Below are 15284 nucleotides of genomic sequence, written 5' to 3' on the forward strand. Positions count from 1 at the left end.
GTCATCGCTATTGTAAGCGTTATTGATAACTAAGGCTTACATAGGGACTACGTTTGCCGCTGAAGGACCTTTAGCGCCGTTTTCAATCGTGAATTCGACCTGCTGGCCTTCGTCCAGAGTTTTATAATCGTTGCTCTGGATTGCAGAGAAATGTACGAATACATCTTTGCTGCCATCCTGAGGAGAGATAAAACCGAAACCTTTACCAGCGTCAAACCATTTTACTAAACCAGTCATTTTATTAGACATCGATATTTCCTTAATTTATGAGCCACTACGTGGCGAAGATGGCCTGTCTTTCAGAAGGTAACTTACCAGGCTTTTAGGAGGAGACTCACAAAGAAGGGGTATCTTGAGATATCGCTTACACTGAGGACTGCTTTACTAAAACTGCTTTGATAAGGTCTGTGTTCCAAACCGATGACGCTATTAAGCCACGCTTTACCTATTTTAGCAAACATTGTTTTAATTTATTTTTAACATCCAGACGTCCGGAGCCCTTATAGTGTTCCGTCTCATTTGATCCTGTCCGTTATTATTGCTTTCATTAACTGCTTATTTAACGCACAACAAATGAAGCAGCATAAAAAATAAACTTTTATTGATTAAGCCGTAATAAAACGCAAAAAACCCGCACAAGGCGGGTTTTATTAATTATCAATTTCAGGCTTATCTGCTCAGGCTGTTGCCGTCGTAGCGATTATAAGCATCATTGATAATCAGGGCTTACATAGGGACTACGTTTGCCGCTGAAGGACCTTTAGCGCCGTTTTCAATTGTGAATTCGACCTGCTGGCCTTCGTCCAGAGTTTTATAATCGTTGCTCTGGATTGCAGAGAAATGTACGAATACATCTTTGCTGCCGTCCTGAGGAGAGATAAAACCGAAACCTTTACCAGCGTCAAACCATTTTACTAAACCAGTCATTTTATTAGACATCGATATTTCCTTAATTTATGAGCCACTACGTGGCGAAGATGGCCTGTCTTTCAGAAGGTAACTTACCAGGCTTTTAGGAGGAGACTCACAAAGAAGGGGTATCTTGAGATATCGCTTACACTGAGGACTGCTTTACTAAAACTGCTTTGATAAGGTCTGTGTTCCAAACCGATGACGCTATTAAGCCAGACCTTATCGACTATAGCAAACATTATTTTAATTTACTTTTAACATCCAGACGTCCGGACCGCCTTTATTGATTTTCTTAGCCTTTTGAAATTTTCAGTCAGGCAGAATGATAATCTTCATTGAACGATCAGAGTAAAAGGCCTTGCTGACAATCAATGTTGAAAAATGATACGAGTAATAGTGTGAATAACGCGCAGCGATAAAATGTATCGCTGCACCCTCTTCTCTTTATATCAGGCCAGTTGTGTCTGCTGACGGGCAGCATGTCTCGCTGTCATGACAAACACCATAAGACCGGCAACACCCAGCGCAACGCCCACCCAGGCGGTAGAGATCCAGCCGTAGCCAAGCGACACCGTCAGACCACCGAGATACGCGCCCATGGCATTAGCAATGTTTAGCGCCGAGTGGTTCATTGCGGCAGCCAGGGTTTGCGAGTCATTGGCGACATCCATCAGGCGAATCTGCAGCGACGGCAGCAACACCGAACAGGTGCCGATCAGGAAGGTCGCCAGCAGTCCGGTCGCCACATGCTGAACCAGCACCGGGAAGGCCAGCATTACCAGCACGTTCCATAACAGCGTCCAGCCAATAATATTCAGTACCGAACCATCCGCCAGACGGCCGCCGACCAGATTACCGATGATCATCCCCAGACCGAATGCCACCATCGCCCAGGGTATTAACGAGGGTGAGATGCCGGCAATATTAATTAGTGTCGGTGCGATATAACTAAAGATCGCGAACATTCCGCCAAAGCCTACCGCGCCCACCAGCAGGGTCAGCAGCACCTGTGGGTTTTTCAGCGCGCCCAGTTCCCTAAGCGGATGCGCATCTGCATCGCCTGCGACATAAGGAACATAACGACCAATCAGCAGGCAGGTCAGCAGACCAATCGCGCCCACAAAGGTGAACACCACATGCCAGCTGAAAAGTTGTCCTATCCAGGAGCCCAGCGGCACGCCGATCAGGGTCGCTACCGTCAGCCCCAGCATCAGGGACGCCAGCGCGCGGCCACGTCGCTCAATGGGTACCAGCGATGCCGCCACCAGCGAAGCCACACCGAAGTAGGCGCCGTGCGGCAAGCCTGTGAGGAAACGCGCAACAAGCAGACCGTGATAGCTATCAGCCATCGCGCTGGCGACATTACCGATGCTGAACAGCGCCATCAGGATCAGCAGCAGTGATTTACGCGCCATCCGCGCCGCCAGTACCGCAATAAACGGTGCACCTACCACCACGCCCAGCGCGTAACTGGCAATGGCGTTACCTGCCTGCGGCTCAGTGATTGCCAGAGAGCGTGAAACATCCGGCAGCAGGCCCATCATGATGAACTCACCCGTCCCGATGCCAAAGCCGCCCAGCGCAAGGGCCAGTAATGCCCAGCGGACAAAACCGGCATCGTCGGTTTTATGATTTTTTCTTAACAAAATTGATTCCCAATGGCCTGAACTGAAAAAAACGGAAGTGAGCCGGAGGGAGAAAGCAGAACATGTTCCCGTCCGGATAGAGCGGTCTGACTATAAAAAGGAAGAACGTGCTTAGCAACCCATTTTGTGATCTGGATCACTAAAAGCATTCAGTGGCGTGCAATGCCTGCTTTGCAGATTGGAACCAGACCGCCGGGAACACGTTCATGATTCGAAGGTCATTCAGGCCTGGAGAGCCCATAATTGCTTTACGGGCCAGTCATTGCGTGCCTGTATTCACCCGCCGGCCAATGTCTTTCAGCTGGGAGTATTTCTCCAGCAGCTGTGGACCATCATCCAGGCTCATGGCAAACATCCACATATAGGTCATCACCGAATAGATGTGACCCGCATCAGTGCCGCCACGGCTGGACATCACTGCAATGGTGGCAGCAAACAGCAGCGCCGCCACGCTGCCAATCGCCAGATAACCGTACGCTTCCCTATCGGAGAGGCGGATGCGCAGGATGGCCAGCACGCCATAGTGACGGCCAAGTGACGCGGCGTTCGCATTGCTGACAAAGCTCACCTCTTTCTCCAGCCGGTTATTCAGACGACCAAACAACGCGTCGTTTTTACGGGTAAACCCCGGCAGAAAACAGGCAAAGAACAGCAGGATCGCCAGACAGCCTGCGCCGGTCCAGAACTCGATAGCCAGCAGCATCACGGCGGCACCGGTCATCGACGCCAGCGAGGTTATCAGCACTGGAAGATGTTTCTCAAAAAAGTCGACAAATTCACGTGACAACGCCACCCGCGCGGCAATCGTTGAAGCGCTCTGGTTTTCGCTGCGCTGCGCCACAATCACCGGCACGGCCAGTTCAGCGTAAATGCGGGCAAAGGTGCGGGTATCCACACTGCGTCTTGCTGCGCCAATGGCCCACATAGTAAAGACCATCGCGGCATAGAGCACTGCATGCCAGGTCCTGCCGGAGATGATCGCATTGATCGCGAAGCCTGCCAGCAGCGGATAGAGGAGATACATGACATTCTCCGCCACCACCAGTAGCAGCGTGAGGAAAAGCTTGCGGCTATGGCGACGGCCAAGCATTTTTAATGTCAGAATAGCGCTGCGGGGAGCCGCAACAGGAAGGATAGTTTTTGAGGAATGCATAGTTTCTGTTTCTGATATAGTTATTATTGAGCGGTCGCTCAAGTACAAAAAGCAGTCTATTTGAGCAACCGCTCAAAGTCAATGTAGCCATTATCGGGAGAATAATGAAAGAGTCAGCTGAAGCATTGAGAACCAGGATACTGGATGCGGCGATAGTCCTGTTTATTGAAAAAGGGATTGAAAAAGTGACTACCCGGGAGCTCACCGAATCAATGGGTATCTCACGCAGTCATATCTACCACTATTTCAGTAACTGGCAGACACTCTGCCTGGCGGCGCTGGAGCGCTTCATGCAGGTGGATTTTGAAACGTTTGCTGACTCCCTGAAGATGCTCACACCCCGCCAGCGGCTGGCGACGCTTATCGAAAGCCATCTGCCGAGCGCACCGGATGCAACCTGGCAACTCTATGCGTCGTTCTGGCAGACGGCTGCACATAACGAAGCCTATGCGGCGCTGGCCGATGAGATGACGGATGCCTGGCAGGGTTTGATGGAAGCGATTATTCGTGACGGCGTCACGGATGGGACATTGCAGTGCAGTAACGTGCCCCGTACCGCCAGACAGATCAGCGCCATGCTCAACGGCTATGCCGACCTGCTGACCATCAATCCTTCTGAAAAAAAAGCACGCGAAGCACTGGCAGACTTAAATCAATTTATTGATGCTGTCCTGTCATAAACCCGATTAACCGGTTTATTAGCGAGACGGCACCGACCAGATATTAATTAAATGTTAATAAAAGGTTTATTATTTTAATTAGTCGGCGGTTTATTGCTGCTATAAATGCAGCTTCCGCAGTCAAACCGACTTATACCTTTTCTGTCTGATAAGGCCTCTTTTTGATAGCGTTTTTACCCGGAAACAGCTGTTTACACAGATTATTATCATTGACTTAGCGCAACCGGAGTCAGGTAAGCTGGTGTTTTTACGCCAGTTATTGGAAAGCAGCTAACGAAGCGGCAAGAATAGATGCGCTCAGAACCCCACCAAATTATTGATTCCTATAGTAAAGAATCCGATATCTGATGATGAAATTAAACATTGAGTCGGACCTTAAAAACACCTATATTGGCCGCGCTTTTACATAGCCACCCATTTTAATTCATTTATTCAACTGTGACGCTACGCCCGTCCCGGTTGTAGGAGAGATATGATGACGGATAAAGTCCGTATTGATAGTTTGAATGCACAGAACGCAAACGCTACCAACGAAACGTATTTAGCCCGTCAGGCTGAATTTGAATCAAACGTTCGCAGTTATCCTCGTAAATTGCCATTCGCAATTGCGAAAGCTCAGGGTGTCTGGATTACAGATGTCGAGAATAATCAGTATCTCGACTGTCTTGCAGGTGCAGGAACGCTGGCGCTGGGACATAACCATCCCGATGTTTTGCAGAGCATTCAACATGTCATTACCAGCGGCTTGCCGTTACATACTCTTGATTTAACTACGCCTTTAAAAGATGAGTTCTCTGAGTACCTGCTCTCCTTATTACCGGGCCAGGGCAAAGAGTACTGCCTGCAGTTTACTGGCCCGTCCGGCGCAGATGCCGTTGAAGCGGCGCTGAAACTGGCGAAAAAGCACACCGGTCGTTCCGGCATTATCAGCTTCTCCGGTGCCTATCACGGTATGACCCACGGCGCGCTGTCGGTCACCGGCAACCTGTCTCCGAAAGAAGCCGTTGATGGCATGATGCCGGAAGTGCAGTTCATGCCTTATCCGCACCTTTACCGCTGCCCGCTGGGCATTGGTGGTGAAGCGGGCGTAAAAGCACTGACTTACTACTTCGAAAACCTGATTAATGACGTTGAGAGTGGCGTTCGCAAACCCGCTGCCGTCATTCTGGAAGCGGTTCAGGGTGAAGGCGGTGTTAACCCGGCGCCAGCGGAATGGCTGCAGCGTATCCGCAAAGTCACCAAAGAGCATGGCATTCTGCTGATCATTGACGAAGTCCAGGCGGGTATTGCCCGTACCGGTAAATTCTTCGCCTTTGAGCACGCGGGTATTGAGCCAGACATCATTGTGATGTCCAAAGCGGTCGGTGGTGGTCTGCCACTGGCGGTACTCGGCATTAAGAAAGAGTTCGATGCCTGGTCACCAGGTCACCACACCGGCACCTTCCGTGGTAACCAGCTGGCAATGGCCACCGGCCTGACTACCCTGAAACTGCTGAAAGATAATAACATCGCTGACAAAGTCGCGGCACAGGGCGAATGGCTGAAAGGCAAACTGGGCGAGCTGCAGCAGCGCTATCCGGTCATCGGCAATGTGCGCGGTCTGGGTCTGATGATCGGCATTGAGCTGGTGAAACCCGACGAGCCTGCTGACCACATGGGCAGCTTCCCGGCAGACGGCGAGCTTTCTGCGCTGGTTCAGAAGAAATGCTTCGAGAACGGCCTGATTCTGGAGCGTGGCGGACGTCACGGCAGCGTATTACGTCTGCTGCCTTCCCTGCTGATCACGGATGCAGAACTTGACGTGTTCATGGATAAATTTGAAAACGCCCTGCTGTCAGCTGGCGTGAAACCAGTTTGAGTGGAGTGAATGCAATGTCCCGGTTAAACCCGATTCTGGCGGCCTCAGCACAGAGTACCGAGGCCTACCAGCAGGCGATTGCCCAGAGTAGCGCGGCTGTCGTTAAGTGGCTGGAACAACCTGAGATGTATCAGGGAAAAACCGTCGCAGAGCTGCGCGAGCGCATCACGCTGGACTTCAATCCTCAGGGCCTGGGCAACCAGGCCGCGATTGAACGCGCCATTGAGTACTTCCTCAAAGATAGCCTGTCGGTGCATCACCCGCAGTGTGTGGCGCACCTGCACTGTCCGAGCCTGGTTATCAGCCAGGCGGCGGAAGTGCTGATCAACGCCACCAACCAGAGCATGGATTCATGGGATCAGGCACCGTCTGCCACCCTGATTGAAATGAAGCTGATTGAGTGGCTGCGCACCCAGGTGGGTTATCAGCCTGGCGACGCGGGTGTCTTCACCAGCGGCGGTACACAGAGCAATCTGATGGGGCTGATGCTGGCGCGTGATGCCTGGTTTGCCCGCCAGGGACATTCGGTACAGCAGGATGGCTTAACCGGCGATCTGAAGAAGATCAAAGTCTTCTGCTCAGAGAACGCACACTTCTCCGTACAGAAGAACATGGCGCTGCTGGGTCTGGGTTATCAGTCCGTCACGCAGGTAAAATGTGACCGCTTTGCCCGCATGGACATGGATGACCTGCGCCACAAGCTGGCCGTATCCAAAGCCAACGGCGAAAACATTCTGGCGATCGTTGCCACAGCCGGTACCACCGATGCGGGTGCGATCGATCCGCTGCGTGAGATCGCGGCGCTGGCGGCGGAAGAGAACATCTGGGTGCACGTCGATGCAGCCTGGGGTGGCGCACTGCTGCTCTCAGAAAAATATCGCGATTATCTGGATGGCATTGAGCTGGTCGACTCCATCACCCTGGACTTCCATAAGCAGTTCTTCCAGACCATCAGTTGTGGCGCTTTCCTGCTGAAGGAAGCACGTCATTATGAGCTGATGCGCTACCAGGCGGCCTACCTGAACTCTGAGTTCGATGAAGCGCAGGGCGTGCCGAATCTGGTGTCCAAATCGCTGCAGACCACCCGCCGTTTTGATGCACTGAAACTGTGGATGGGCCTGGAAGCGCTGGGTCAGAAGCAGTATGCCGAAATCATCGATCACGGTGTGACGCTGGCGCAGCAGGTTGCTCAGTACGTTGATGAACAACCAGCGCTGGAGCTGGTGATGAAACCGCAGCTGGCCAGCGTGCTGTTCCGCTATCGTCCGGCGCATCTGGCGCACTTCAGCAGTGCGGATATCGCCCTGTTGAACCAGCGTATCGGTGATGCTCTGCTGGAGTCAGGCCGCGCTAACGTCGGCGTGACCGAGCACGATGGCGTGACCTGCCTGAAAATGACGCTGCTGAACCCGACAGTGACGCTGGATGATATCAAAGTGTTGCTGACGCTGGTGGAAACCACGGCACAAAAGCTGGTGTAATTTACCCGCAATCCGCAGTCCGTCGCATAAAACAAAACCAGCCGCCAGGCTGGTTTTTTCGTTCAGGCAGCTCTGTTTTCCAGTCCCAGCTTTTCAGCCAGCCGATGCACGGCAGAAGCCGAAAGATACTCCTCTGCGATCTCCGAAAATTCCGACCAATGCTGGCTCAGAAACCAAGCCACGACTTCGCTTTCCTCTTGTGACAATTCCATATCGTCTCCCGTTAGAATCAGGAAAGTATGGTTGGCGATATATATCGGGACATCAAGCGCGTATTGCCGGATGAGCGACAGAATCGGGTCCCATTTGACCCCATATACAGCCAGGCACTGATGCAGATCTGGACGATTGCCAGATGCCCTGCCCCTGGTCTGTCTCAGCGTGCGGGTGGCTCATCCAGCATCCGCAGATGGTCATCTTTATTGAGCGTCATCAGAGCCACAATACTTACCAGTGCTGTCGCCATCACATACCAGGCGGGAATATCGGGGTTACCTGTCTCCTTAATCAGTCCGGTGATGATTAATCCTGCGCAGCCGGAAAACACCGCATTGGAGAGTGAATAGGCCAGCCCAAGCCCGGTATAGCGCACCCGCGTCGGAAACATTTCGGACAGCATCGCGGGTCCTGGCCCGGCGAGCAATCCGACTACCCCGCCCGCGATAAACACCACCAGCGCTTTTAGCAGCAATCCGGCGCTCTCTGACTGCAACACGTTTAACAGCGGCAGAGAAAGTACCAGCAGCAGTACCGCCGCCGAGACCATGACTGCCCGTCGCCCAATCCTGTCGCTCAGCATTCCGGCCGGAATAATCGTGGCGGCAAAGCCGAGGTTGGATATCACCGCAATCAGCAGCGCCTGGTTAAAGCCAGTATGCAGCGATGCCTGCAGATAAGTCGGCATGATCACCAGCCAGGTATAGCCCGCCGCCGACCACACCATCAGCCGGCAGATACCCAGCAGAATCGTTTTCAGTGTGTCACCCAGGCTGGCGTCGATTTTTGCTACAGGTTGCGCCTGCTGCTGAATAAATGCCGGCGTCTCCTCCATCTGTACCCGCAGCCAGAGCGCCAGAACGCCCAGTGGCAGCGCGACAAAGAACGGAATGCGCCAGCCCCAGCTCAGCATCTGCTCCGGCGTCAGCAGCACCGAGAGCAGCGCGACAATGCCCGCGCCTGCCAGCAAACCCAGCGCCACGGTAAAGGATTGCCATGCGCCATACAGACCCCGCTTACCGCGCGGCGCAAACTCGGTCATCAGTGAAACTGCCCCGCCATACTCGCCACCCGCGAATAGCCCCTGCAGGATGCGCAGACCGGTCACGATCAGCGGCGCCAGGATGCCCAACCGGGCGTAGGTGGGAACCAGACCAATAGCCGCCGTCGCCAGCGTCATCATGATCAACACAAAGATCAGTACAGGTTTGCGCCCGATGTGGTCGCCCATACGGCCAAAGATGATCGCACCCAGCGGACGGAAGAAAAAAGCGATGGCGAATGAGGCATAGGTCAGCAGCAGCCCGGTCAGCGCGGATTCCCCTTCCAGCCGGAAGAAGTTCTGCGCAATAACGGTAGCCAGAAAGCCATAAACCGCGAACTCATACCATTCAATGAAATTTCCTACCGAACCGGCAAGCAGCGCACGTTCACGGCTGGCAGAGCTGAGCAGATTTCCAACGGGTCCGGACATGAGCGACGTTCCTTTCTAGAGCATCATCAGTTGCTTATGATTAGCACAATCACTGCATGCCTGCGCGCTCTTCTGCCCGTCACGTTAACCCGAACACATAAAAGCAGCGATGATGCGCCGCGGGTGAGCTTTTTCACCTTCAGTCCTTGCACAACCGCTTTACGATTGTCAGGATGTGCGGCATTGACTGAATCAGGCGGATAGACGATGAACGCACACACCTCAAAAGATCCTCTGCATGGCGTAACGCTGGAGATGCAGATTAACAGTTTAGTCGCGCAGTATGGCTGGGAGGAGCTGGGAAAACGGATCAACATTAACTGCTTTAAAAGCGATCCCAGCGTTAAATCGAGCCTGAAGTTTTTACGTCGTACCCCCTGGGCGCGGGCTGAAGTCGAAGCGCTTTATCTCGACTCGTTAAGTGCGCAACCGGCAGCGCGTGAAGAACCGTCAGACGCGGATCAGGCCCCTGCTGAAGATCCCTGGGGAAACTGGCGCGACAAAACGCCGGAGTAATACCGATCAGGCGGCAATAAAAAAGCCCGCACAGGTTAACCTGTGCGGGCTTTTTTTACGTCAGGTCGCTGTTACAGCGCCATATCGTGTTTCGCTGAAGGCGCAGCCTTCTCAGGCTGTGCGGCCGGCGCATCTGTGGTTTTGCCTTCCATGTTGATCACGGGCGGCGTGGTCAGTTGCAGAGTCTGAGCGGTCTCATTCCAGACCTGCTGCAGCAACGGCACGTTGTCATTCAGTTTCTGACCGTATCCTGGGATCATCTTGTGGATCTTCGCCTGCCATTCCGGTGACTTGAACTCTTCCGGGAACAGTTTCTGCATCACGCTCAGGGAGATAGGCGCTGCGGTTGAGGCACCAGGAGATGCACCCAACAGTGCCGCCACGGTTTTCTGCTGATCGGTCACAATTTCTGTACCCAGTTTCAGCACGCCACCTTTATCAGCATCTTTCTTGATGATCTGCACACGCTGACCGGCCTGAATCAGTTTCCAGTCCTCTTTCTTCGCGTCCGGATAGTATTCCTGCAGTGCTTTAAAGCGATCTTCATCACTCAGCATGACCTGTCCGATCAGGTATTTCACCAGGTCGAAGTTATCCATACCCACATCGGTCATCGGCACGATGTTATGAGTCGTGGTAGTGCTCAGCAGATCAAACAGCGAACCGTTTTTCAGGAACTTGGTGGAGAAGGTCGCAAACGGTCCAAACAGCACGACGCGTTTGCCGTCCAGATAACGGGTATCCAGATGCGGAACCGACATCGGCGGTGCACCGGTTGACGCCTGACCATAGACTTTCGCCAGGTGACGATCGGCAATCGCATTGTTTTCAGTCACCAGGAATGATCCGCCTACCGGGAAGCCCGCATAGTTATCCGCTTCCGGGATACCGGTCTTCTGCAGTAATTTCAGCGCACCACCACCCGCACCGATAAAGACATATTTCGCGTCAACAGCACGTTCGTTGCCGTTTTTAGCGTCTTTAATGGTGACGTGCCAGGAGTTGTCGCCGTTACGTTTGAAGTCGGTAACTTCAGAAGAGGTTTCAAGACGGAAGTTATCGTTCTTTTTCAGGCTGCCGATCAACTGACGGGTAATTTCACCATAGTTAACATCGGTGCCAACTGGCGTCCAGGTTGCGGCCACTTTCTGCTGTGGATCGCGACCTTCCATGACCAGTGGTGCCCACTGCTCGATCTGCTTGTGATCGGTAGAGAACTTCATGCCCTGGAACAGCGCCGTTTTCTGCAACGCCGCATAGCGTTTGGTCAGGAAGTCGACGTTGTCGCCCCAGACGAAGCTCATGTGTGGCGTTGAGTTAATGAAAGAGCGCGGATCGTGCATTACGCCCTCTTTAACCTGTGAGCTCCAGAACTGGCGAGAAATCATGAACGCTTCGTTAATTTCCAGCGCTTTAGAGACGTCGATAGAACCGTCTTTACGCTCAGGCGTATAGTTCAGTTCCATGTTGGCAGAGTGACCTGTACCGGCATTGTTCCAGCCGTTAGAGGATTCCAGTGCCACGCCATCCAGCTTCTCAACCATGATCTGTTTCCAGCCAGGCTGCAGCTCTTCCAGCATGGTGCCCATTGAGGCGCTCATAATGCCGCCGCCAATTAACAGGACGTCAGTTTTTTCTGGTGAGGTTTCAGCGTGAAGGGCTGAAGAAACTAACAAGGCCGCGAGGGAAAGAGTGGGAATAACTTTCTTTGAATTCATCATTTTAATCTACAGCTCAGACGGTACTGGTTAAAAAAAGTCCTCAAAGTTTAAAATAATGTTATTTGTGAGTTAATGTGAAAATAGTTATAAAATTAAAAATAGCAATTTAGCCTTATTTTAATTACAAAAGGCTTACTGAATTGCTCACATATTTTAACCACACATTAAGGGTGTCCTTTGAATTATACAATCCCCTAACACAAATATTGTTTGAGTGCGACTGCCCGCGCGCAGGCCGCTAAAACTGTACTGATGCGGTGAGTTAGCGTATGTTTCCTGGCGATCTCCCATCCGTGCTGGACATTCATGAAAAGCCAAACACAGAATCGATATGCCGTGCCGAAACGACCAATGAAACTCAGTACTCTGACCACCCTGATGATGACCGCCGTTATCATCACTGTATTGATCGCTGTCCATGTGCTCTATTTCGTTCAGATTGATAACTTTGCTCAGTCGCATCTCAAAGACAAGGCGATGGCAGTGGCTCGCACGCTGGCAGACACGCCTGAAGTTCAGCGTGGTTTGTTGTTGCCGGACGGCAGCAGTCAGATTCAGCCGCTGGCTGAAGCGGCCCGCAAGCGTAACGGTCTCCTGTTCGTGGTGGTCACGGATATGCAGGGTATTCGCTTTTCACATCCCAATGCGGCGGTGATTGGCAAACACTTTGTCGGCAATGATATCTATCCCACGCTGGGTGGTCGGGAAAATGTCGCCGTCAATCACGGCGTACTGGTGGAGGCACTGCGGGTATTTACGCCCGTTTATAACGCACAGCATCAGCAGATTGGTGTCGTGGCGATCGGCATCGCACTGAATGATGTGGCGGCCCAGATTGCTAAAAGCCGCTGGAATATCGTCTGGACCGTCCTGTTTGGTGGTCTGGCAGGCCTGCTGGGTATGCTTATTCTGGTCAGGCGGCTAAAAACCATCTTACTGGGGCTGGAGCCGCACGAAATTTCCAGCCTGTTTGAGCAGCGTCAGGCCATTCTGAATTCCATTAAAGAGGGTGTGATTGCAGTAGACGATCAGTCGCGCGTCAGCCTGATCAACCACGCGGCTCAGCAATTGTTACATGAGACGACCCGCAAGATGCCGTCAAGCGGCGATTTGATTGCAGAAGAGAGTGTGATGCATCGTCATCAGCAGGATGCACTGCATGCAGGTAAAGCCTGGTACGACCAGGAGTTGACGCTGGGTAACCGAATCCTGATCAGCAACACCGTGCCTGTTCGCAGTCGCGACCGCATAATTGGCGCGGTGACCACCTTCAGGGATAAGACGGAGATCAGCCAGCTGATGCAGCGGCTGGACGGCATGGTAAACTATGTGGATGCATTACGTGAACGGTCCCATGAGTTCATGAACAAGCTGCATGTGATTCTGGGCCTGCTGCATATGAAAAATTATGCGCAGATGGAAGAGTACATCCTGAAAACGGCTAACGCCTATCAGACTGAAATCGGTTCACTGCTGCAAAAGATTAAGTCGCCGATCATTGCCGGCTTCCTGCTCAGTAAAATCAACCGGGTGACCGATGAAGGCCATCAGCTGATTATTGATGAAGCGAGTTTTCTGCCTGACTGCGGCAGCGAGGAGCAGAACGCGGTTCTGATTACCGTATTGGGCAATTTAATTGAAAACTCGCTTGAGGCGCTGGACCCGGAAACTGAAGGGGAAATTCACCTCATGTTGCACTATCAGAACGGCTGGCTGGCCTGCGAAGTGAGTGATGATGGGCCGGGCATTGACGGCAACCAGCTCAGTACCATTTTTGAGCGCGGTGTTTCATCAAAAGGCGACGATCGTGGTGTCGGATTATTTCTGCTTAAGCAGCAGACCGAAAGCCTGGGCGGCAACGTCAGTGTCGAATCGGAACCGGGTGTATTTACCCAATTCTTGGTACAACTTCCGTGGGAGAGAGGAATGATTACCCAATGATCAATGTGTTAGTTGTCGACGATGATGCGATGGTAGCCGAACTTAATCGCTGCTATATCGGGCAGATCCCAGGCTTCATGTGCTGCGGCACCGCCTCGACCTTACAGCAGGCAAAAGAGCGGCTGGCTCAGGAGGAGCCACAGGTTGATTTAATCCTGCTGGATATTTATATGCAGCAGGAAAACGGGCTCGACCTGCTCCCGGAACTGCGCAGTGCCGGACGTCCGGTCGATGTGATTATCATCTCGTCAGCCGCCGATGCCGCCACCATCAAAACCTCGCTCAACTATGGCGTAGTGGATTATCTGATCAAGCCGTTTCAGTTTGCCCGCTTTGAAGAGGCGCTGACCGGCTGGCGACAGAAAAAATCGCTGATGGATAACCACCAGTTCTATCAGCAGTCAGACGTTGATCAGCTGTTGCATGGAAATCCGCCAGGTGCCAGCGAGCAGAAACGCCTGCCGAAAGGATTAACGCCGCAGACGCTGCGCACACTCTGTCTGTGGATCGATTCGCATCCTGGCACCGAGTTCTCTACCGATGAGCTGGCAACGGAAGTGAATATCTCTCGCGTCTCCTGCCGCAAATACCTGATTTGGCTGGCGCAGATTAATATTCTGTTCACCAGTATTCACTATGGTGTCACGGGCCGTCCGGTTTACCGCTACCGCCTGCAGCCGGAGTATCACACCTTACTCAAACAGTACTGTCAGTGAACCAGCCGGTACCCGGGGTCCAGTAACTGAAACGAAAAGTGACGTTGTGACGAGCAGATGACCTGCCTGTCACGGGTCACAAAGATCGCTTCAATGCCCGGTTTATCTGCCAGGCAGGCCATGCCCTTTTCGACACCTAAGCCATAGAGCAGTGTCGTGTAGATGTCACCATCCAGTGATCGATCAGAGATCACCGTGACGCTCATCAGGTCGGTATCCAGTGGATATCCGCTGTGCGGATTGAGGATGTGGTGATAACAGATGCCATCCAGCTCGAAATAGCGCTCATAGACACCCGACGTCACCACCGAGCGGTTGTTCACGCCAATCACGCCAATCAGCTCATCGGCCTCACCAAAAGGTTTTTTCAGGCCAATTGCCCAGCCCGCCTCTTCGGGCGGCGCGCCCACCGTCTGCACGTTCCCGCCCAGATTAATCAGCGCACTGCTAACCTGCTGCTGGCGCAAAAACGCCTGTACTACGTCGGCGATGTAGCCCTTGGCGATGGCGCCCAGATCAATCTCCATTCCCGGCCGGGCCAGCATGACACTGCGACTTGCGGCATTGAGGATGACGTCATGGGGATTCGTCAGCGCCATGCGCATCTGAAGGTCGGTTTCTGACGGGACGCTGTGTCCCTGAAAACCGATATTCCAGCACTTCACCAGCGGCCCGATAGCAAGATTAAACAGGCTGTCCGGCAGCAGGCTGACGGCATGTGCGCAGGCGATCAAATCAAAGACTGGCTGGCTGACGACCACAGGATGCTGACCGGCCGCGTCATTAACGGCCATCACTTCAGACGCCGCACGATTTACCGTGAAAAGGTTCTCCTGCTGTTTGATCAGACGGAAAACCTGAGCGGCCAGCGTCTGGTTGTCTTCGAAGAGCTTCAGCAGAATGGGCGAACCCATTAAAACAGCGGAGTAAGCATAGACACGCGCATCAGTTAACATAGGCGACTCTGCTT

At 52.8% G+C, this 15284-nt stretch carries 14 protein-coding genes; 6 read left to right on the plus strand and 8 right to left on the minus strand.

What is annotated here, in order from left to right:
* Nucleotides 1-36 precede the first annotated feature (36 nt).
* The 4 genes from cspE (AC6I77_RS20660) to AC6I77_RS20675 all read right to left on the minus strand — a co-directional run bounded on the left by cspE (AC6I77_RS20660) (nucleotide 37) and on the right by AC6I77_RS20675 (nucleotide 3711).
* Nucleotides 37-249: a transcription antiterminator/RNA stability regulator CspE gene (gene cspE, locus AC6I77_RS20660; protein ID WP_003855207.1), complete on the minus strand. Its 213-nt coding sequence runs from the start codon at nucleotides 247-249 to the stop codon at nucleotides 37-39.
* 477 nt (nucleotides 250-726) lie between these two features.
* Nucleotides 727-939 (minus strand): transcription antiterminator/RNA stability regulator CspE, encoded by a 213-nt coding sequence (gene cspE / locus AC6I77_RS20665; protein WP_003855207.1) that lies wholly within the window; start codon nucleotides 937-939, stop codon nucleotides 727-729.
* A gap of 422 nt (nucleotides 940-1361) precedes the next feature.
* Nucleotides 1362-2558: an MFS transporter gene (locus AC6I77_RS20670; RefSeq protein ID WP_003851447.1), complete on the minus strand. Its 1197-nt coding sequence runs from the start codon at nucleotides 2556-2558 to the stop codon at nucleotides 1362-1364.
* Between the two features lie 259 nt (nucleotides 2559-2817).
* Nucleotides 2818-3711, minus strand: a complete 894-nt coding sequence (locus AC6I77_RS20675; protein WP_110411791.1) for an ABC transporter six-transmembrane domain-containing protein — start codon at nucleotides 3709-3711, stop codon at nucleotides 2818-2820.
* Between the two features lie 104 nt (nucleotides 3712-3815).
* On the opposite strand from AC6I77_RS20675, the gene AC6I77_RS20680 reads away from it, so the two are divergent.
* From AC6I77_RS20680 to AC6I77_RS20690, 3 genes are all read left to right on the plus strand, one after another.
* Nucleotides 3816-4391, plus strand: a complete 576-nt coding sequence (locus AC6I77_RS20680; protein WP_110411792.1) for a TetR/AcrR family transcriptional regulator — start codon at nucleotides 3816-3818, stop codon at nucleotides 4389-4391.
* A 472-nt stretch (nucleotides 4392-4863) separates the two neighbouring features.
* Nucleotides 4864-6249 carry a diaminobutyrate--2-oxoglutarate transaminase gene (locus tag AC6I77_RS20685; RefSeq protein WP_003851454.1) on the plus strand — a complete coding sequence of 462 codons (1386 nt, stop codon included), beginning with the start codon at nucleotides 4864-4866 and terminating at the stop codon, nucleotides 6247-6249.
* Between the two features lie 14 nt (nucleotides 6250-6263).
* Nucleotides 6264-7730 carry a pyridoxal phosphate-dependent decarboxylase family protein gene (locus AC6I77_RS20690; protein WP_008924702.1) on the plus strand — a complete coding sequence of 489 codons (1467 nt, stop codon included), beginning with the start codon at nucleotides 6264-6266 and terminating at the stop codon, nucleotides 7728-7730.
* Nucleotides 7731-7792: 62 nt separating this feature from the next.
* Here AC6I77_RS20690 and AC6I77_RS20695 read toward each other — a convergent pair whose 3' ends face one another.
* On the minus strand, nucleotides 7793-7942 hold the full coding sequence (locus AC6I77_RS20695; protein ID WP_164913098.1) for a hypothetical protein: 150 nt from the start codon (nucleotides 7940-7942) through the stop codon (nucleotides 7793-7795).
* Nucleotides 7943-8106: 164 nt separating this feature from the next.
* Nucleotides 8107-9420, minus strand: a complete 1314-nt coding sequence (locus AC6I77_RS20700) for an MFS transporter (protein WP_497817289.1) — start codon at nucleotides 9418-9420, stop codon at nucleotides 8107-8109.
* A 207-nt stretch (nucleotides 9421-9627) separates the two neighbouring features.
* Between AC6I77_RS20700 and AC6I77_RS20705 the strand changes: the two genes are divergently transcribed.
* Entirely contained in the window at nucleotides 9628-9936 is a 309-nt protein-coding gene (locus AC6I77_RS20705) for a VF530 family protein (protein ID WP_003851462.1), read from the plus strand.
* Between the two features lie 71 nt (nucleotides 9937-10007).
* Here AC6I77_RS20705 and mqo read toward each other — a convergent pair whose 3' ends face one another.
* Nucleotides 10008-11657: a malate dehydrogenase (quinone) gene (gene mqo / locus AC6I77_RS20710; RefSeq protein WP_497817290.1), complete on the minus strand. Its 1650-nt coding sequence runs from the start codon at nucleotides 11655-11657 to the stop codon at nucleotides 10008-10010.
* A gap of 306 nt (nucleotides 11658-11963) precedes the next feature.
* Here mqo and AC6I77_RS20715 point away from each other — a divergent pair, with 306 nt between their 5' ends.
* Together AC6I77_RS20715 and dcuR are read left to right on the plus strand one after the other, a co-directional pair.
* The gene (locus AC6I77_RS20715) at nucleotides 11964-13598 is read left to right on the plus strand and encodes a sensor histidine kinase (protein WP_497817291.1); all 1635 of its coding nucleotides are present in this window, start codon (nucleotides 11964-11966) and stop codon (nucleotides 13596-13598) included.
* Entirely contained in the window at nucleotides 13595-14314 is a 720-nt protein-coding gene (gene dcuR / locus AC6I77_RS20720) for a two-component system response regulator DcuR (RefSeq protein WP_003851470.1), read from the plus strand. Before AC6I77_RS20715 ends, dcuR begins: the two co-directional genes overlap by 4 nt.
* On the opposite strand, the gene AC6I77_RS20725 is transcribed toward dcuR, so the two are convergent.
* On the minus strand, nucleotides 14308-15270 hold the full coding sequence (locus AC6I77_RS20725; RefSeq protein WP_497817292.1) for an FAD:protein FMN transferase: 963 nt from the start codon (nucleotides 15268-15270) through the stop codon (nucleotides 14308-14310). The two genes, dcuR and AC6I77_RS20725, sit on opposite strands and share 7 nt — an antisense overlap.
* Between the last annotated feature and the right edge of the window lie 14 nt (nucleotides 15271-15284).

This window comes from Pantoea sp. X-Soil-ISGK-259 (assembly GCF_059730705.1).